The sequence below is a fragment of the Cellulomonas sp. C5510 genome (assembly GCF_019797765.1).
Lineage (GTDB): Bacteria > Actinomycetota > Actinomycetes > Actinomycetales > Cellulomonadaceae > Cellulomonas.
On record NZ_CP081862.1, the window covers coordinates 3,626,994 to 3,644,775 of the forward strand.

Below are 17,782 nucleotides of genomic sequence, written 5' to 3' on the forward strand. Positions count from 1 at the left end.
CCGATCCGCCCGCACCACCGTCCCCACGACGGGCGACGGACTTGACACCTCTTGCCGCGGAGCACTTGCATACTAGTTACGTACACCAGCACGGGGCGCGGTCCCGTGCCCTGCGACGAAAGGCCACGGCATGGGCTCCCCGCCTCTCCTCGACCGCACCACGGTGACCCGCCTCGACCCCGCGGCCCGGCCCCTCGTCGACCCGGCCGGGCTCGAGGCGCGCATCGTCCACCTGGGCCTCGGCGCGTTCCACCGGGCCCACCAGGCGGTGTACACCGAGCAGGCGGCCGCGGCCACGGGCGAGCCCTGGGGCATCGTCGCCGTCGAGCCGCTGTCCGAGGAGGCGCCCCGGCTGCTCGCCGCCCAGGACAACCTCTACTCCGTCACCGACCGCGCGCCCGGTGCCCTCACCACGCGCGTCGTCGGCTCCCTGGTGGGCGCGCTGCACCTGCGCCGTGACGCGGCCGCGGTCGACGCGCTGCTCCGGTCGCCCGCCGTCGGGACCGTGACGCTCACCGTCACCGAGAAGGGGTACTACCGCCGGCCCGGCACCGCCGAGCTCGACCTCTCCGCGACACCGGTGGCCGCCGACCTCGCCCGGACGGCGGGCGACGGCGGCACCGACGCCCCCGGCACGGTCGTGGGCCGCCTCGCCGCCTCCCTGCGCGCCCGGTGGCGCGACCACGGCGCCCCGCTCGACGTCGTCTCGTGCGACAACATGGCCGGCAACGGACCGGCACTCGAGTCCGTGGTGCGCGGCTTCGTGGCGGCGAGCGCGTGGGCGGACCGGGAGGCGGTCCTCTCGTGGATCGCGGACTCGGTCAGCTTCCCGGCGACCATCGTGGACCGCATCGTGCCGGCGACGACCGCGGCCGACCGCGAGCTCGCGTCGTCGGCCCTCGGTCTCCGGGACGAGATGCCGGTGCTCGGCGAGCCCTTCCGCCAGTGGGTGCTCGAGGACCGCTTCCGCGCGGCGCGGCCGCCGTGGGAGGTCGCGGGTGCGCTCGTCGTGCCGGACGTGGCGCCCTACCAGCTCATGAAGCTGCGGCTGCTCAACGGCTCCCACTCCGCGATGGCGTACCTGGGCCTCGCGGCCGGGTGCCGGACCGTCGCCGACGTCCTGCAGACGTCCTGGGGCGAGACGCTGGTGCGTGCGTTCGGCGCCGAGGTCGCACCCTCGCTGCCCAGCGCCGGGCCCGACCCGGCGGAGTACGTCGGCGAGCTCGTCGAGCGGTTCCGCAACCCGGCCATGCAGCACCTCCTCGTGCAGATCGGATCCGACGGGTCGCTCAAGATCCCCGAGCGGTGGCTCGCCGCCCTGCGGGAGCTGCGGTCGGCGGGACGGCCGACCCCCACCCTGGAGCTGGCGCTCGCGGCGTGGGTGCTCGCCGCCCGGCCGGGCACCGGCCCCGAGCAGGTGCACGGCACCACGGATCCGCTCGCCCCCGCACTCGCCCGGGTGTGGCGAGGCGCGGCAGGGCCGCGGGACCGGGTCGCGGCGCTGCTGCGCGCCGTCGGAGCCGCCGACCTGGCCGACGACTCCGGCCTGGTCGCCGGCGTCGCCTCCCGGCTGCCCGCCCTCGCGGCGGGACGGATCGAGCTGGACCACGGTGCCGCCGGCACGGCGGCACGGACCGGGACGCCGTACGGCGTCCGCGACGAGAAGGGGAGCACCACAGCATGAGAGCGGTCGTCGTCCACGGTGCGCGAGACCTCCGGGTGGACGAGCTGCCGGACCCGGTGCCGGCTCCCGGGGAGGTGCTGGTGCGGATGGAGTGGGGCGGGATCTGCGGGTCGGACCTGGCGTACTGGCGTCACGGCCGGTCCGGCACCGCGACGCTGCGCCACCCGATGGTGCTCGGGCACGAGGTCGCCGGGCGGGTGGTCGCCCTCGGAGCCGGGGTCGACTCCCCGGCTGTGGGATCCGCCGTGACCTTCCAGCCCGCACAGCTCGTCGGCGACACCCCGCTGCCCGCCCGGCTCGCCGGGCGGACGAACCTCCACCCGCACGTCCGGTACTTCGGGTCAGCGGCGTTCGACCCGCACACCGATGGCGGGTTCAGCGAGCTGAAGGCGGTCCGCGCCGAGCAGGTGCGGGTGCTTCCTGCTGGGGTCAGCACGCAGCACGCCGCCCTCGCGGAGCCGCTCGCCGTCGCGATGCACGCCGTCGGTCGCGTGCCCGTGCGCGGCCGGTCCGCCGTCGTGAACGGCTGCGGACCCATCGGCGCGCTGGTCGTCGCGGCGCTGAAGCACGCCGGCGCCGAACGCGTCACCGCGTGCGACCTGTCCCCCGACGCCCTGGCCATCGCCCGGGCGATGGGGGCCGACGACACCGTGCAGGTCGGCCAGGACACGATGCCCGAGGACGCCGAGCTCGTGTTCGAGGCGTCCGGCGCCCCCGCCGCCCTCGCCGGCGTCCTGCGTGCCGCCGCCAAGGGCGGGACCGTGGTCCAGGTCGGGAACCTGCCGGGCACGCCCGTCGAGGTCACGCTGGGCGACCTGGTGTCGCGCGAGATCACCTGGATCGGGTCCTACCGGTTCTCCGACGAGATCTACGACGCCGTGGCTGCGCTCGGCGCGGGCCTCGACGTGAGCCCGCTCGTCACGCACGTCTTCGACCTGGAGGACGCCGAGCGCGCCATGGCCGCTGCCGCCGCTCCGGGCAGCAGCAAGGTGCTCCTGCGTCTCGCCCCCGCGGCATGAGCGCCTGCCCTCCCCTGCCCGGGCCGTCGGCGCCCGGCATCGTCACCGTCGGCGAGACCCTGGCCTGCCTGGCCCTGCCCGCGCACGGCGCGGTCGGCCGTTCCGGCGGGCTCGGGCTCAGCACCGGGGGCGCCGAGTCCAACGCCGCCGTCGCGGCGAGCCGGCTCGGCGTCCGCACCGCGTGGATCGGCCGGGTGGGGGACGACGACCTCGGGTCGCTCGTCGTCCGGGAGCTCCGCGGGGCCGGCGTCGACGTCGTCGCGCGGCGCGACGACCGCGCGCCGACGGGCCTGATGGTGAAGGAGCACCGCGGGGGACGTCCCGTCCGGGTGAGGTACTACCGGGCGGGGAGCGCGGGATCGCGCCTGCGGCCGGCGGACGTCGACGCCGACCTGGTCGGTGGCGCCGCGGCCCTCCACGTCACCGGCGTGACAGCGGCGCTCGGCGCCGGGCCCCGCGCAGCGGCGATGCACGCCGTGGCCGTCGCGCGGGCGGCGGGCACGCTCGTCTCGGTCGACGTGAACTTCCGGGCGACGCTCTGGAGCGAGCGCGAGGCCGTCGGGCCGCTGCGGGACCTGACCGCTCTCGCCGACGTCGTCTTCGCCGGGGAGGAGGAGGCCTCGCTCGTCCTCGACGGCCGCGTGGGCGCGCCGGCGGAGGCGGGCGGTCCCGTGTGGGACCGCGCGGAGCTGCTCGCGCGGCGGCTGCTCTCCCTCGGCCCGACGACGGCCGTCGTCAAGCTCGGTGCCCTCGGTGCGCTGGTTCTCGGACCGGCCGGGGTGCACCGGCAGGCGGCGTACCCGGTGGCGGTCGTCGACCCCGTCGGCGCCGGCGACGCGTTCGCCGGAGGCTTCCTCGGGGAGACCGTGCTCGGGCGGCCGGCCGCCCACGCCGCCGAGACCGGGGCCAGGCTCGGCGCCCTGGCGTGCGCCGCACCCGGTGACTGGGAGGGCGTCCTCGACTGGCGGGCGGACCGCGCCGGCGCCGAGGGCGTACGCGTCGCCGAGGTCGCCCGCTGACGCCGCCCGTCACCCCAGCCGGTCGAGCGCCACGTTGACCTGCAGCACGTCCACCGCCGCCTGCCCGAGGAACCCGAGGTCCGGCCCGGTGGTGGCGTCGGCCACCACGCGGCGCACCTCGTCGGGCGTCAGGCCGCGCTCCCGCGCCAGCCGCGGCACCTGCAGCTCGGCGTACTCCGGGCTGATGTGCGGGTCCAGCCCGGACGCGGACGCGGTCACGGCGTCCGGCGGCACGGCTGCGGGGTCGACGCCCTCGAACGCCGCGACCGCCTCGCGCCGCTCCTCGACAGCGGCGACGAGGTCCGGGTTCTCGGGGCCGAGGTTCGACCCCGACGAGGCCGCCGCGTCGTACCCGTCACCCGCCGCCGACGGCCGCGGCTGCAGGTACTGCGGCAGCGGGGACCCGTCGACGCCGGTGAACGCCTGGCCGATCAGCGCCGAGCCGACGACATCGCCGTCGGGCCCGGTGACGAGCGAGCCGTCGGCGCGGCCGGGCACCAGGCGGCCGAGTCCCGTGACGAGCAGCGGGTAGCCGACGCCGAGCAGCAGGGTGAGCACGAGCACGGCGCGCAGGGCGACGCGCACGTGCGGCCAGGTGGTGCGAGGGGAGCTCATGGGTCCTTCTCGGGGTCGGGGGATCAGAAGCCGGGCAGCAGGCTGACGACCAGGTCGATCAGCTTGATGCCGAGGAACGGGGCGACCACACCGCCCAGTCCGTACACGAGCAGGTTGCGGCCGAGCAGCGCGGACGCGGCGGCGGGGCGGTACCGCACGCCGCGCAGCGCCAGCGGGATCAGCGCGACGATGACGAGCGCGTTGAACACGATCGCCGAGAGGATCGCCGACGCCGGCGAGCTCAGGTGCATGACGTTGAGCGCCGCGAGGCCCGGGAACACACCGGCGAACAGCGCGGGGATGATCGCGAAGTACTTCGCCACGTCGTTCGCGAGCGAGAAGGTGGTGAGGGCGCCGCGGGTGATGAGCAGCTGCTTGCCGATCCGCACGATGTCGATGAGCTTGGTCGGGTCGGAGTCGAGGTCGACCATGTTGCCGGCCTCCTTGGCGGCCGACGTGCCGGTGTTCATCGCGACGCCGACGTCCGCCTGGGCGAGCGCGGGGGCGTCGTTGGTGCCGTCGCCGGTCATCGCGACCAGGTGCCCGCCCTCCTGCTCGCGCCGGATGAGCGCCAGCTTGTCCTCCGGCGTCGCCTCCGCGAGGAAGTCGTCGACGCCGGCCTCCGCCGCGATGGCCCGGGCGGTCAGCGGGTTGTCGCCCGTGATCATCACGGTGCGGATGCCCATGGCGCGCAGCTCGGCGAACCGGTCGGACAGGCCCTCCTTGACGACGTCCTTGAGGTGGACCACGCCGAGCACCCGGCCCTCCCCGGCGGCGTCCTGCACCGCGACGACCAGCGGCGTGCCGCCGTCGGCGGAGATGCGCTCCACGACCTCCGGCAGGCCGGCCGGCGCCTCCTCCGCCGCGAGCCACGCGAGCACCGCGCTCCCGGCGCCCTTGCGGACCGCGGAGCCGCCGGGCAGGTCGACACCGCTCATCCGGGTCTGCGCGGTGAACGGCACGACCTCCGTCCCGGGCGGCAGGTCCGCGACGTCGGCGGCCACGCCGGCGTCCCCGGCCGGTCGGGCGCCGAGCGCGAGCTCGACGATCGACCGGCCCTCGGGGGTCGGGTCGGCGGCGGACGCCTGCGCCGCGCGCCGCACGAGCTCCGCCTGCGGGACGCCGGCGAGCGGCAGGAACGCCACCGCCCGGCGGTTGCCGTACGTGATGGTGCCGGTCTTGTCGAGCAGCAGCGTCGTCACGTCGCCGGCGGCCTCCACCGCACGGCCGGACATCGCCAGGACGTTGCGCTGCACCAGCCGGTCCATGCCCGCGATGCCGATCGCGGACAGCAGCGCGCCGATGGTCGTCGGGATCAGGCAGACGAGCAGGGCCACGAGCACCGGCACGCTCACCGGCGCGCCGGCGTACGACGCGACCGGGCCGAGGGTCAGCGCGACCACCACGAACACGACGGACAGCGACGCCAGCAGGATGTTCAGCGCGATCTCGTTGGGCGTCCGCTGCCGCGCGGCCCCCTCCACCAGCGCGATCATCCGGTCGACGAACGTCTCCCCCGGCGTCGAGGTGATCCGCACGACGATCCGGTCGGACAGCACGCGCGTGCCGCCGGTCACCGCGCTGCGGTCGCCGCCGGACTCCCGGACCACGGGCGCGGACTCGCCGGTGATCGCGGACTCGTCCACCGAGGCGATGCCCCACACCACGTCTCCGTCGCCCGGGACCAGCTCGCCGGCGGTCACGACGACGACGTCCCCGAGGGTCAGGTCCGGCGAGGCCACCGTCCGGGTGCGGGCGCGCTCGGCCGCGGGGTCGGTCGCCGCGTCGTAGCCGTCGACGACCGTGGCCGTCGTGCTCGACCGGGTCTGCCGCAGGCTGTCCGCCTGCGCCTTGCCACGGCCCTCGGCGACGGCCTCGGCGAGGTTCGCGAACAGCACGGTCGCCCAGAGCCAGGCGGCGATCGCCGCCGTGAACGTGACCGGCGTGGGCGTGCCGCCCGACTCCCCCGGGCCGCCCGTGAACGGCTCGGCGACGGCGAGGAGCGTCGTCAGCACGGCGCCGACCTCGACGACGAACATCACGGGGTTGTGCCACATCACACGCGGGTCGAGCTTGCGCAGCGCGTCGGGCAGGGCCTCGCGGAGCTGTGCCGCGCTCAGGCCGCGCCGGGTGCCCGGGGCCGGTGCCGCCGGCCGGTCGGGCGCCGGGTGCACCGCGCCCTGCTGCAGGAGTGTCGTCATGGGAGTCACAGCCCTTCCGCCAGGGGACCCAGCGCGAGAACGGGGAAGTACGTCAGGGCGGTCACGACCACCGCGACGCCCGTGAGGAGGCCGACGAACTGCGGCCGGTGGGTCGGGAGCGTGCCCGCGGTGGCGGGGACGACGTCCTGCGCCGCGAGCGAGCCCGCGAGCGCCAGCACCAGCACGACGGGCACGAACCGGCCCAGCAGCATCGCGACGCCGAGGGCCGAGTCGAACCACGGCGTGCTCGCGGTGAGCCCCGCGAACGCCGAGCCGTTGTTGTTGGCGGCGGACGTGAACGCGTACAGCACCTCGGAGAAGCCGTGCACCCCGGGGTTGGCCATCGAGGTGCCCACCACGTCGGCGCGCACCCCCGGCAGCGCGAACGACAGCGCCGTGCCCGCGAGCACCAGCGTCGGCGTCACGAGGATGTACAGGGACGCGAGCTTGATCTCCCGCGGCCCGATCCGCTTGCCCAGGTACTCCGGCGTCCGACCGACCATGAGGCCGCCCACGAACACGGCGACGACCGCGAGCACGAGCATCCCGTACAGGCCGGAGCCGACACCGCCCGGCGCGACCTCGCCGAGCATCATGTTCAGCATCGGGAACAGGCCGCCGAGCGCCGTGAACGAGTCGTGCATCGCGTTCACGGACCCCGTCGAGGTCAGCGTGGTGGCGCCCGCGTACAGCGCGGAGGCCGCGACGCCGAACCGCTGCTCCTTGCCCTCCATGGCGGCGCCCGCGAGCTGCGGCGCGGTGCCGGCTCCGTGCATCTCGACGACCGTCAGCGCCACCGTGCTGACCAGGAAGATCGACGCCATCGCGGCGAGCACCGCGTAGCCCTGCCGGTCGCTGCCGACCATCCGCCCGAACGTCCGGGGCAGGCTGAACGGGATCGCGAGCAGCAGCACCACCTCGAACGCCGACGTCCACGCCGTCGGGTTCTCGTACGGGTGCGCCGCGTTCGCGTTGAAGAACCCGCCGCCGTTGGTCCCGAGCAGCTTGATGGCCTCCTGCGAGGCGACCGGCCCACCCGGGAGCGTCTGGGTGCCGCCCGCCAGCGTCGTCACGTCGGTGAACCCGGACCAGCTCTGCACCACGCCGCCGGCGAGCAGCACCACGGCCGCCACCACCGACAGCGGCAGCAGGATGCGCAGCGTCCCCCGCACCAGGTCGACCCAGAAGTTGCCGATCGTCCCGCTGCGGCGCCGGGCGAGGCCCCGGACCAGGGCGACGGCCACCGCCAGCCCGACCGCCGCGGACAGGAAGTTCTGCACGGCCAGCGCCCCGGCCTGGACCGCGTAGCCGAGCGTCGCCTCCGGGGAGTACGCCTGCCAGTTCGTGTTCGTCACGAACGACACGGCGGTGTTGAACGCGAGGTGCTGCCCCACCCCCGGCAGGCCCAGGTCCCACGGCAGCCACGCCTGCAGCCGCTGCAGCACGTACACGAGCAGCACGCCGACCAGGGAGAACGCGAGGACGCTGCGCGTGTAGGCGCGCGGCGACTGCTCCGAGCCGGGGTCCACCCCGAGCACCCGGTACAACCCGCGCTCCACCCGCAGGTCGCGGTCGGAGGTGTACACCCGCGCCATGGCGTCGCCCAGCGGCCGGTACAGCGCGGCGACCACCAGCACGACGGCCGCCAGCTGCGCGGCCGCGGCCCACCCGGCGCCCATCAGAACCGCTCCGGCTTCACGAGCGCCCACACCAGGTAGACCACCGCCGCGACGCCCAGCACCACGGCCAGCAGGTCGAGCACGATCACAGCCGCTCCACCCCCGCCGCCACCGCTCCCACGAGGGCGAACAGGGCGACCACGGCCGCCACGACAACCAGGTCCAGCACGAGGGGGCTCCCTTCGGACGGGGCCGCACCGGCGCTCGGCCGGGCGGCGACCCCGGCGAGAGCGGGGCCGTCGCCCATCAGACGCCCGCACCACGGGTGGCGGCGGCGATCCTCACGGATCCCATACGGGAGGCGCCGCCGTGCTCACGGATCCCGTGCGGCCACGGCGCCCCCGCCACCTACGCAGGCCCCGCAGGAGCGGCCTAGGTGGTGGATCGGGCTGCGATACAGGACGCGGCGGCGCACCCGTGCCGCCTCCCCCACGCACAGCGAGGAGCCCCGCACGCATGACCCCCGACTCCCCCGTCCGCAGAGCACCGGCCGCAGCCCCGTCGCCGGCCGGCCGTGCCCGCGCTCGGTGGGCGGCGGCCCTCGTCGTCGCCCTCGTGTCCGTGATCGGGATCGGCGGTGGGACCGCGCACGCGGAGACCACGGGTATGGTGCTCGACCAGCAGTTCGTCGAGAACCTGGGCAGCGGGTTCGACGGCCCGGTCTCCGCGATCACGCCGCTGGAGGACGGCGGCTACCTCATGGGCGGCGCGTTCTCCGGCTACCGGGGCACACCCGTCGGCGGCATCGCGCGGCTCGACGCCGACCTGCAGCTCGACGAGCAGTTCAACCACGACCTCGGGGCCGGGATCGTCGGACAGGCCCGCCAGATCGTGCCGATGCCCGACGGCGGGTACCTGGTGGTCGGCACGATCTTCGGGTTCCACGGGCAGTGGGGCACCGGGCACGGCATCCTGCGTCTCCGCCCGGACCTCTCGCTCGACACGGCGTTCATGGACGCGCTCGGTTGGTACCCCTTCGGCCCGTTCGCGACCGTGCGGACCGCCCTGGTCGAGCCCGACGGCGCGATCGTGCTGGGTGGCGAGTTCACGGAGTTCCAGGGGACGCCGGTCGGCCGGCTCGTGCGGCTCACCGCAGACCTCGAGCTGGACGCCGCGTTCGCCGCGGCGACGGGCACCGGGTTCGACGGCGCCGTCCGGGCCGTGCTCCCGGCCCCGGAGGGCGGCTACCTCATCGCCGGGAGCTTCGGCACCTACCAGGGTGAGCGCGCCCCGCGTCTCGCCCTGCTCGACGCCGGCCTGCAGCTGTCGACACCCGTCCCGGACGACCTCGCCGCGGTCCTCGACGACCCGGACGCGGCGGTCAGCGCCCTCGCCCCGACGGGTGACGGCGGCTACGTCGCCGGCGGGTACTGGACGGAGGCCGACGGCACGCCCGGCCGCGGGCTCATGCGGCTCGACGCCCGGCTGCACCGGGACACCGCCTGGGAGACGTGGCTCGGTGCCGGCATCCAGAACTCGGCGATCCCGCCGTCGACGTGATCGTCCCGCGCGCAGACGGTGGCTTGGTCGTCGGCGGGGTGTTCTCGATGTTCCAGGGGAGTCCCCGGCCGGGGCTCTTCGCCGTCGCCCCTGCGTCCGTGGCGCTCGACCCCGTGCCCGCCCTGGAGTCCACGGTCGGCGTCCCGGTCCCGCCGGTCCGTCTCGCCGCCGTCGTCGCGCCCGCGTCGGCCGGGCCCGCGGTGTTCGCCGCGACCGGCCTCCCTGCCGGCCTGGCTCTCGACAGCACGACAGGCGTCATCACGGGCACGCCCACGACCGCCGGCACCGCGCAGGTCGTCCTGACGGCCACCGCGGCGGGGATCTCGGACACGACCACCACCACCTGGACCACGACCGTCCCGGCGCCCAGGCTCGCGGTCGACCACGGGCAGCGCAGCGCGGGGCAGCAGCAGGGCGTCACCGGCGAGGGGTTCGTCCCCGGGGAGGTCGTGACCGTGACGTCCGGGTACGCGCCGGCCGGAACCCCTGCGGCGGGTGACCCCGTGGTCGCCGACGGCACCGGCCGGGTCCGCACGTCCTTCACCGTGCCGCTCGACGCGCCGCCGGGACGGCACACCGTCACCGCGAGCAGCGCCTCCGGGACCGCGACGACGCAGTTCGACGTCGTGGCCGGGGACCCCGGCGCGTCGCCGGACCCCGCACCCGGCCCCGGCGGCGGGGCGGAGCCCGGCCCCGGTGGCGGGGCGGAGCCCGGCGGAGCCGGCGACGGCGCGGGACCGCTCGACCCGGACGCGGCCGGTGGGGGCGCGGACGCGCCCCTGGCCGCACCGGGCGAGGGGACGTCCCCCGGGGCGTTGGCCCGGACCGGCATCGAGCTCGCAGGGCTCGGTCTGGCCGCCGCCGCCTGTCTCGGGCTCGGTGTGCTCCTCGTGCACCGGAGGCGGTCGCGGTCGCGCGTCCAGCCGGTGCCGTAGCGGCGGCAGCGGCGCACCGGCCCGTCCACGCGCTACGGTCCGGTCGTGCCCGCCTCGCTCCCGCCCGCCGACGCGACCGGCGACGCCGTGCGCGTCGCGCAGACCGTGGCGGCCGGGGTCGGCTCGGTCTGGTGGTCCCTCACCGCCGGGCGCGCCGCGTGGTGGCCGGGGCTCCACTTCGCCCCCGTCGCCGGGTCGCCGCTCGTGGAGACGTGGACCGAGGACGGCGCACCGCGGTCCGCGACGGGCGAGGTGGTGCAGTGCGACGCCCCCGCCCTGCTGGCGTTCCGGTGGCGGGAGCCGGAGTGGGCGCACGCCCTCGAGGTGACGATCCGGCTCGCCGCCGCCGGCACGGGAACGGAGGTCACGCTCACGGAAACCGGGTTCGCGACCGCCGGGACCCCGCCCACGCTGCCGGCGGAGCACGCCGAGGGCTGGCGGTACCACCTCGAGCGCCTGCGCCGGGCGTCCGAGACCGGCTCCCCCGAGCCGGCGCCGCGAGCATGATGGGAACCGTGCCCACCGCCCTGCAGGACCTCGACTGGCCCGTCGGCACCGAGCGCCTGACGCTGCGCCCCGCGACCGCCTCCGACGCCGAGGCGGTCTGGCGGTACCGGCGGCTGCCCGCCGTCGCCGAGTGGATGACCGCCCTCCCGGGGGACCTCGACCGCTACGCCGAGCAGTTCGCGGAGCCGGACCGCCTGCGCGTGACCCTGGTCGCCGAGCACGAGGGCGTCGTCGTCGGCGACCTCATGGTCCGCGTCGAGGACGCCTGGGCGCAGACGGAGGTGGCCGGCGACGCCGTCGCCACGCAGGCGGAGCTCGGCTGGGCGTTCGACCCGGCCCACCACGGCCGGGGCCTCGCGACGGAGGCCGCCGAGCGCGTGGTGGACCTCTGCTTCGCGGGCCTCGGGCTCCGGCGCGTGACCGCGGGGTGCTTCGCCGACAACGCGCCCTCGTGGCGGCTCATGGAGCGGCTGGGGATGCGGCGCGAGGCCGAGTTCCGCGCCGAGTCGCTGCACCGGTCGGGCCGGTGGCTGGACTCGTACACCTACGCGCTGCTGGGCGAGGAGTGGGCCGCCGCCCGGGCGTGACGCACCGGGCGGCGGCCCCGCGGCGGACCGCGTCAGCCCAGCGAGCGGGCGAGCAGCTCGAGCGTGTCGACGACACGGTTCGAGAAGCCCCACTCGTTGTCGTACCAGGCGACGACCTTGACGTGCCGGCCGTCGACGCGGGTCAGGAGCGAGTCGAACACCGACGACGCGGGGTTGCCGGTGATGTCGGACGACACCAGCGGGTCCTCCGAGTACTCCAGGACCCCCGCGAGCGGCCCGTCCGCCGCGGCCCGGTACGCCGCGAGCACGTCGTCGCGGCTGACGTCGCGGGACACGGTGGCGTTCAGCTCGACCAGCGAGCCGACGGGCACCGGGACGCGGATCGAGTCGCCGGACAGCCGGCCGTCGAGCTGCGGCAGCACCAGGCCGATCGCCTTCGCGGCGCCTGTCGTCGTGGGGACGATGTTGACGGCCGCCGCCCGCGCCCGGCGGGCGTCCCGGTGCGGGCCGTCCTGCAGGTTCTGCTCCTGCGTGTAGGCGTGCACCGTCGTCATGAACCCGTGCTCGATGCCCGCGAGCTGGTCCAGGACCAGCGCGAGCGGTGCCAGGGCGTTGGTGGTGCACGACGCGTTCGACACCACGGTGTGGACGCCCGGGTCGTACGCGTCGGTGTTGACGCCGTAGGCCACCGTCACGTCCGCGCCGTCGGACGGCGCGCCGACCAGCACGACACGCGCGCCGGCGTCGAGGTGCCCGCGGGCCGCGGACGCCGACGTGAAGCGCCCGGTGGCCTCGAGGACGACGTCGACGCCCAGCTCGGCCCAGGGCAGGGCCGACGGCTCCCGCTCGGCGAGAACCCGGATGCGGTGCCCGTCGACGACGATCACGTCGCCGTCGACGGTGACGGGCCGGCCGAGCCGCCCCGCGGTGGAGTCGAAGGCCAGCAGCCGAGCCAGCGCGGCCGGCTCGGCCAGGTCGTTGACGGCGACGACCTCGAGGTCGCTGCCGCGCTCGAGCAGCGCGCGCAGCACGTTCCGGCCGATGCGGCCGAAACCGTTGACGGCGATGCGGGTCATGGTGTCCTCCCGGTGGTGCGTGATCGGTCACCACCAGCGTGCGCGGGCGCGTGGCCGCCCCGACAGCGGCCGGGGCGCCACGGTCCGCACGGATCTCGCCAGCCCCGGCGGCGCCGGTGCGGCCCCTACTCGCCGCGCGTGAACGTGCGGCGGTACTCGCTCGGCGTGGTCCCCAGGACCCGCTGGAAGTGCCGGCGGAGGTTCGCCCCGGTGCCGAGCCCGACGTCGGCGGCGACCTGCTCCACGGAGCGCTCCGAGCTCTCGAGCAGCTCCCGCGCGGCGTCCACGCGCACCCGCAGCACCCACTGCATCGGCGTGTAACCGGTCTCGTCGACGAAGCGCCGGGAGAACGTCCGCGGGGACACGGCCGCGTGCCGGGCCATGACCTCCAGGGTCAACGGGGCCTCCAACCGGTGCAGCACCCACTCCCGGGTCGCGGCGAACCGCTCGCCCAGGGGCTCGGGCACGCTGCGCGGCACGTACTGCGCCTGGCCGCCGCTGCGGTACGGCGCCGCGACCAGGCGCCGGGCCGCGTGGTTCGACGCCGCGACGCCGAGGTCACGCCGGATGATGTGCAGGCACAGGTCGAGGCCGGACGCCGCGCCGGCGGACGTGAGCAGGCTGCCCTCGTCGACGAACAGCACGTTCTCGTCCACGGTGACGCGGGGGTGCCGGGCCGCGAACGCGCGCGTGTAGTGCCAGTGCGTCGTGGCGCGCCGGCCGTCCAGCAGCCCGGTCGCCGCCAGCGCGAACGCCCCGGTCGAGATCGCCGCCAGGTCCGCGCCGCGCTCGTGCGCCGCGACGAGGGCCGCCACGACGGCGGGCGGCGGGTCCTCCCGGTCCGGGAACCGGTACCCGGGGATGAACACGACGTCCGCCCACGCCAGCGCGTCGAGGCCGTCGGCCACGTGGTACGACAGGCCGTCGCCACCGCGCACCAGGCCGGGTGCGGGACCGCAGACACGCACCTCGTACGGCATGGACGGCCGCGTGGTGAACACCTGCGCGGGCATCCCGACGTCGAGCGGCTTGGCGCCCTCGAGCACCAGGACGGCGACGCGGCGCAGGCGGGTGTCCGGCACGGCGCCAGCGTAGGCGCCGTGCCGGACCGCCGGTCAGCCCGCCCGGAAGCTGCCGACGAGCGTGCGGAGGTCGGCCGACAGGGCCGCGAGCCACTGCACGGCGTCTCGGCGACGACCGCCGACCCCGTGCCGGCCTCGCCCGCGCTGGCCGCCTCGAACGTCGCGTTCGGCGTCAGCAGGTTCGTCTGCTGGGCGATGCTGGTGACGGGCTGGGGCGAGCTGCTTCACGCACCGCCCGCCGCGGCGCGCACCCGCCGGGCGAGCGCCGCGGTCGCCTCGGCGAAGGCGTCCGGCCCGAGCACCGTGAACGGGGCGTCGAACCGCAGCACCCACGCGAGCAGCCCGGCCCAGGACCACGAGCCCGCGGTCACCCGGCACGCCGTCGCCGAGACGGGCACCAGCACGCCGTCGCCGAGCCAGGGCGCCACCGCCGCCGCCGGGAGCTCGAGCAGGACCTCGCCGGTGCACGGCCACCGCCCGGCGGACGCGGGGTCGGACGCGGGGTCGCCGCCCCGGGCGCGGGCGGCGAGGAACGTGACCGCGTCACCGGTGGGCACAGCGCGCGGGACGAACCGTGCGCCTGCCGGGTGCCGCGGCGTCATCCGGTCCAGCCGGTACGTGCGCCAGCCCGCTGCGTCCGGGTGCCACGCGAGCAGGTACCACCGTCCGCCACGGGCGACGACGGCGTGGGGCTCCACCCGCACCGGTTCCGCGCGCCCGGCGTAGTCGAACCGCAGCGTCCGCCGCTCCCAGGTCGCGGCGCTGACGGCCTCCAGGGCCGCGGGGTCGACCCGCTCACGCGGGGGCGATCCGGTGAACCGGATGCCGTCGACGCGGTGCCGCAGCCGGGACGGCATGACCTGCCGGACGGTCGCCAGGGCGCGCGCGGCCGACTCCTCGACGTCCACACCGCTCGAGGCCACGTGGCGGAGCGCGACGGCGACCGCCACCGCCTGCTCGTCGTCGAACAGCATCGGCGGCAGCTCGGACCCCGCGGCGAGCCGGTAGCCGCCGTCGGGGCCGGACGTCGCGGCGACCGTGTAGCCGAGCTCGCGCAACCGGTCGACGTCGCGCCGGACGGTCCGCGTGGTGACGTCGAGGCGGTCGGCGAGCGCCTGCCCCGGCCAGTCGCGGCGGGACTGGAGCAACGAGAGCAGGGCGAGCAGGCGTGTGGCGGTCCCGGTCACCCGCCCAGTGTGTGCGAGGTCGAGGACACGACCTGTCCGCGACGTGGCCCACGGTGAGGGCACGGGCACCGAGCCGGTGCCCCCGACCGCCACGGAGGACGCACCCGATGACGCTCACGACCACCACCCACCTGAACTTCCGCGGCACGGCCCGCGAGGCGCTCGAGCACTACCGCTCGGTGCTCGGCGGCAGCCTCACCGCCGCGACGTACGCCGACCTCGGCATGCCGCAGGACGCCCCCGGCGCCGACCGGCTCGTGTTCGGGCAGCTCGACACCCCGGGCGGCCTGCGGCTCATGGCGTACGACGTCCCCGGCGAGCCCGCCCCAGGCCTGGCCGGGCCGGCGGGCACCACCCGGCGCGAGAACGGCCTGACGCTCACCGACCACCCGTTCTTCCTGTCGCTGCGCGGGCAGTCGCTCGCGGAGGTCACCCCGCTGTGGGAGGGCCTCGCCGCCGGCGGCCGGGTCGTCGAGCCCCTCGCGGCCTCCCCGTGGAGCCCCGGCTTCGGCATGCTCACCGACCGGTACGGGGTGACGTGGGTGGTCGACGTGGAGGCGCCGCACGCGGGGTGAGCCGCGGCACCGGCCGACGCAGCACGTCGCGGCTCGCCCAGGTCCGGGCGAGCCGCGACGCGGATCTGCGGAGTCCCGTTCTCGGCGCTCGCTCCGCGTCGCCGCTAGCTCGCCCGACCCGCTGCGGACGCATCGCGCCGACGCCGACGCCGCGCACGGTCGAGGACCGACACGGCGAGCGCCCCGACGGCCAGGACGAGCGCGACCCCGAGGTCGAACCGCCCGCCGAGGATCGCGAACACGCCGTACATGACCCAGAACGCCGCCAGCGCGACCAGCGCCGTGACCACCCTGCTCGACATGGTTCCTCCCACCTCCGGTCCACCGCCGCTAGATGAGCCCCGACACGATGACGACACCGGCTGCCGTCACGACACCGCACGTCAGGCTGTTGTTCTTGCACCAGTTCTGGGCGGCCGTATACCCCTGCTTGATCGCCGTCCAGACGGGAGACGTCCGGTTTGCCTGCGTCACCGTCATCAGAGGCGTCCCGGCGCTGTTGTACAGCCAGTAGGTGCCGGACGGCGTGCAGTCCTTCGGGTTCTTCCCGGTCCGGTCCCGGGTCGTGATCCCGTTGGTGCAGCGGGCGTAGTTCCCCGCAGCCTCCGCGGGCGGGGCGGTGGCGACGATGCCCCCGAACCCCATCGACGTGGCCACCATCGCAGCCGCCACCCAGCCGACCACTCTTCTCGTCGTTCCTCCCCTGACTCGCAGCGAGCCGGGAGCGCCAGACGGTCGTCACTCGTGCGCGACCGCGCGGCTGATGACGTCTCCGGCAAGGACGGTGTCAGCGTCCCGGCTCCCTGAGCACGGGACAAGGTCTCGGCCACCCCGACGGTGCCCACCGCACCTCGCACGATGTACAGAGATGTACGTTGACAGCCTCGTCGCGCGCCGCACAGCATGCGCACCATGCAGTCGACCTGGGGCGTGGCCGAGGCCCGGGCGCAGCTCGGGACCGTGCTGGACAGGGCCCGGTCCGGTCAGGACCAGATCATCACGAGCCGGGGCTCCGCGCCCGTGAGGGTCACGTCCAGCCACACGCCCACGCCGAGCGCGGACTACGTGCACTACCTCCTGGTCGCCCTCGCGGAGCGCGACGCCGGCACTGTGTTCCTCGCGACGAAGGACGACGCGCGGGCCATCGCGAGCGCGCGGTTCCTCACCGAGACCTCGTCCGACGTCCTGGTCTGGGTGTTCGAGGAGTTCGGCCCCGAGTGGTGCGCCGACTACGCCCGGACGATGCTCCTGACGCTCCGGGCGCTGCAGTCCGCGTTCGGCCTCACGCAGCTCGCCACGCTGCCCGAGGTCGTGGACGGGCTGCGGCGGAGCACGTACAGCTCGCGGCTGGCCGCGATCGTCTCCAGCTCGTCCTTCGCGCGGGCGCTGCGGTCGAGCGTCGCGACGACGTTCCCCGAGCAGCAGCGGCGAGCGGTGATGGGGGACTACTGACCGCGGTGGCAGCCGAGCGGCGCGGGTCCGCCGAGCCCGGTCAGCGCGCCGCGAGCGCCCTCCCCGCGGCCGCGGCCGCGGCCTCGGCCTCCTTCTTCTGCAGCGCGGCCGGCTCCGCGAGGGCGTCGAGGGCGGGGTTGACGCCGACCAGGGTGAGCTCGCGCTCGACGACCGTGAGGTCCGCGCCCCAGACCTCGCCGAGGATCCGGCGCAGGTAGCCGGTGGCGTGGTCCCAGCCCTCCTTGGGGGTGCCGGGGCCGTACCCGCCGCCCCGCGTGGTCACGAGCACGACGGGCGTCCCGTCGAGCAGCCGGTCGCCGGGCGCGCCGCCGGCGATGGCGAGGTCGATCCACGTCTTGACGTGCTGGGAGACGCCCCAGTTGTACAGCGGCAGCGCGAGCACGGCGGCGTCGGCCTCGCGCAGCTCGGTGGCGAGCTGCTGGGCGAGCGCGACGGCGTCCGCCTGCTCCGGGGTGCGCTGCTCGGGGGCCGTCCAGCCCGCGCCGACGGCGGTCGCCCACGCGTGGGCGGGCAGCGGGTCCCGGCCGAGGTGGCGGTGCACGACCGTCTCCCCGGGCCGGGAGGCGGTGAGCTCGGCGAGCACGAGGTCGGCGAGCGCGGCGCTCGCGGAACGGTCGCCCTGGATGGTCGAGTCGACGCGCAGCACGGTCATGGTGGCTCCTGGGATGGGTGTGTTGAAACT

The 17,782-nt window shown here is 75.9% G+C and carries 20 protein-coding genes and 1 pseudogene; 9 read left to right on the top strand and 12 right to left on the bottom strand.

What is annotated here, in order from left to right:
* Nucleotides 1-130 precede the first annotated feature (130 nt).
* From K5O09_RS16680 to K5O09_RS16690, 3 genes are read left to right on the top strand one after another with little or no spacing between them, the layout of a single operon-like run.
* Nucleotides 131-1,684 carry a mannitol dehydrogenase family protein gene (locus K5O09_RS16680; RefSeq protein ID WP_222170587.1) on the top strand — a complete coding sequence of 518 codons (1,554 nt, stop codon included), beginning with the start codon at nucleotides 131-133 and terminating at the stop codon, nucleotides 1,682-1,684.
* Nucleotides 1,681-2,703 (top strand): L-idonate 5-dehydrogenase, encoded by a 1,023-nt coding sequence (locus K5O09_RS16685; RefSeq protein WP_222170588.1) that lies wholly within the window; start codon nucleotides 1,681-1,683, stop codon nucleotides 2,701-2,703. The genes K5O09_RS16680 and K5O09_RS16685 overlap by 4 nt, the downstream gene beginning before the upstream one ends.
* Entirely contained in the window at nucleotides 2,700-3,722 is a 1,023-nt protein-coding gene (locus tag K5O09_RS16690; RefSeq protein ID WP_222170589.1) for a sugar kinase, read from the top strand. Before K5O09_RS16685 ends, K5O09_RS16690 begins: the two co-directional genes overlap by 4 nt.
* A 9-nt stretch (nucleotides 3,723-3,731) precedes the next feature.
* On the opposite strand, the gene kdpC is transcribed toward K5O09_RS16690, so the two are convergent.
* Genes kdpC through K5O09_RS16715 form a run of 5 tightly spaced genes read right to left on the bottom strand, consistent with a single transcriptional unit; the run spans nucleotide 3,732 to nucleotide 8,464 of the window.
* Nucleotides 3,732-4,337: a K(+)-transporting ATPase subunit C gene (gene kdpC / locus K5O09_RS16695; protein WP_222170590.1), complete on the bottom strand. Its 606-nt coding sequence runs from the start codon at nucleotides 4,335-4,337 to the stop codon at nucleotides 3,732-3,734.
* 23 nt (nucleotides 4,338-4,360) lie between these two features.
* A complete protein-coding gene (gene kdpB / locus K5O09_RS16700; protein WP_222170592.1) occupies nucleotides 4,361-6,538 on the bottom strand; it encodes a potassium-transporting ATPase subunit KdpB in 2,178 nt (725 codons plus the stop codon).
* A 5-nt stretch (nucleotides 6,539-6,543) separates the two neighbouring features.
* Nucleotides 6,544-8,217 carry a potassium-transporting ATPase subunit KdpA gene (gene kdpA, locus K5O09_RS16705; RefSeq protein WP_222170593.1) on the bottom strand — a complete coding sequence of 558 codons (1,674 nt, stop codon included), beginning with the start codon at nucleotides 8,215-8,217 and terminating at the stop codon, nucleotides 6,544-6,546.
* Nucleotides 8,217-8,306 (bottom strand): potassium-transporting ATPase subunit F, encoded by a 90-nt coding sequence (locus K5O09_RS16710; protein WP_222170594.1) that lies wholly within the window; start codon nucleotides 8,304-8,306, stop codon nucleotides 8,217-8,219. The genes kdpA and K5O09_RS16710 overlap by 1 nt, the downstream gene beginning before the upstream one ends.
* Nucleotides 8,303-8,464 carry a hypothetical protein gene (locus K5O09_RS16715; protein WP_222170595.1) on the bottom strand — a complete coding sequence of 54 codons (162 nt, stop codon included), beginning with the start codon at nucleotides 8,462-8,464 and terminating at the stop codon, nucleotides 8,303-8,305. The genes K5O09_RS16710 and K5O09_RS16715 overlap by 4 nt, the downstream gene beginning before the upstream one ends.
* A gap of 209 nt (nucleotides 8,465-8,673) precedes the next feature.
* Here K5O09_RS16715 and K5O09_RS16720 point away from each other — a divergent pair, with 209 nt between their 5' ends.
* From K5O09_RS16720 to K5O09_RS16735, 4 genes are read left to right on the top strand one after another with little or no spacing between them, the layout of a single operon-like run.
* Entirely contained in the window at nucleotides 8,674-9,717 is a 1,044-nt protein-coding gene (locus K5O09_RS16720) for a delta-60 repeat domain-containing protein (RefSeq protein ID WP_222170596.1), read from the top strand.
* A complete protein-coding gene (locus K5O09_RS16725; protein ID WP_222170598.1) occupies nucleotides 9,714-10,652 on the top strand; it encodes a putative Ig domain-containing protein in 939 nt (312 codons plus the stop codon). Before K5O09_RS16720 ends, K5O09_RS16725 begins: the two co-directional genes overlap by 4 nt.
* Nucleotides 10,653-10,697: 45 nt before the next feature.
* A complete protein-coding gene (locus K5O09_RS16730; protein WP_255595814.1) occupies nucleotides 10,698-11,159 on the top strand; it encodes an SRPBCC domain-containing protein in 462 nt (153 codons plus the stop codon).
* A gap of 8 nt (nucleotides 11,160-11,167) precedes the next feature.
* The gene (locus tag K5O09_RS16735) at nucleotides 11,168-11,746 is read left to right on the top strand and encodes a GNAT family N-acetyltransferase (RefSeq protein WP_255595815.1); all 579 of its coding nucleotides are present in this window, start codon (nucleotides 11,168-11,170) and stop codon (nucleotides 11,744-11,746) included.
* Nucleotides 11,747-11,778: 32 nt separating this feature from the next.
* Here the strand turns inward: K5O09_RS16735 and gap are convergent, their stop codons facing one another.
* From gap to K5O09_RS16755, 4 genes and pseudogenes are all read right to left on the bottom strand, one after another.
* Nucleotides 11,779-12,783, bottom strand: coding sequence for a type I glyceraldehyde-3-phosphate dehydrogenase (gap, locus tag K5O09_RS16740; protein ID WP_222170601.1), 1,005 nt, complete (start codon nucleotides 12,781-12,783; stop codon nucleotides 11,779-11,781).
* Between the two features lie 125 nt (nucleotides 12,784-12,908).
* On the bottom strand, nucleotides 12,909-13,865 hold the full coding sequence (locus K5O09_RS16745) for a GlxA family transcriptional regulator (RefSeq protein WP_255595816.1): 957 nt from the start codon (nucleotides 13,863-13,865) through the stop codon (nucleotides 12,909-12,911).
* Nucleotides 13,866-13,972: 107 nt separating this feature from the next.
* Nucleotides 13,973-14,071, bottom strand: a pseudogene (locus K5O09_RS16750) (methyl-accepting chemotaxis protein); the annotation flags it as partial.
* 18 nt (nucleotides 14,072-14,089) lie between these two features.
* Nucleotides 14,090-15,052, bottom strand: a complete 963-nt coding sequence (locus K5O09_RS16755; protein ID WP_222170602.1) for a YafY family protein — start codon at nucleotides 15,050-15,052, stop codon at nucleotides 14,090-14,092.
* 107 nt (nucleotides 15,053-15,159) lie between these two features.
* Here K5O09_RS16755 and K5O09_RS16760 point away from each other — a divergent pair, with 107 nt between their 5' ends.
* A complete protein-coding gene (locus tag K5O09_RS16760) occupies nucleotides 15,160-15,627 on the top strand; it encodes a VOC family protein (RefSeq protein WP_222170603.1) in 468 nt (155 codons plus the stop codon).
* A gap of 104 nt (nucleotides 15,628-15,731) precedes the next feature.
* On the opposite strand, the gene K5O09_RS16765 is transcribed toward K5O09_RS16760, so the two are convergent.
* Both K5O09_RS16765 and K5O09_RS16770 read right to left on the bottom strand, forming a co-directional pair.
* Entirely contained in the window at nucleotides 15,732-15,929 is a 198-nt protein-coding gene (locus tag K5O09_RS16765; protein WP_222170605.1) for a hypothetical protein, read from the bottom strand.
* 28 nt (nucleotides 15,930-15,957) lie between these two features.
* Entirely contained in the window at nucleotides 15,958-16,299 is a 342-nt protein-coding gene (locus K5O09_RS16770) for a hypothetical protein (RefSeq protein ID WP_222170606.1), read from the bottom strand.
* A gap of 240 nt (nucleotides 16,300-16,539) precedes the next feature.
* Between K5O09_RS16770 and K5O09_RS16775 the strand changes: the two genes are divergently transcribed.
* Nucleotides 16,540-17,079: a type II toxin-antitoxin system prevent-host-death family antitoxin gene (locus tag K5O09_RS16775; protein ID WP_222170607.1), complete on the top strand. Its 540-nt coding sequence runs from the start codon at nucleotides 16,540-16,542 to the stop codon at nucleotides 17,077-17,079.
* A gap of 40 nt (nucleotides 17,080-17,119) precedes the next feature.
* Here the strand turns inward: K5O09_RS16775 and K5O09_RS16780 are convergent, their stop codons facing one another.
* The gene (locus K5O09_RS16780; protein ID WP_222170608.1) at nucleotides 17,120-17,752 is read right to left on the bottom strand and encodes an FMN-dependent NADH-azoreductase; all 633 of its coding nucleotides are present in this window, start codon (nucleotides 17,750-17,752) and stop codon (nucleotides 17,120-17,122) included.
* Nucleotides 17,753-17,782 lie beyond the last annotated feature (30 nt).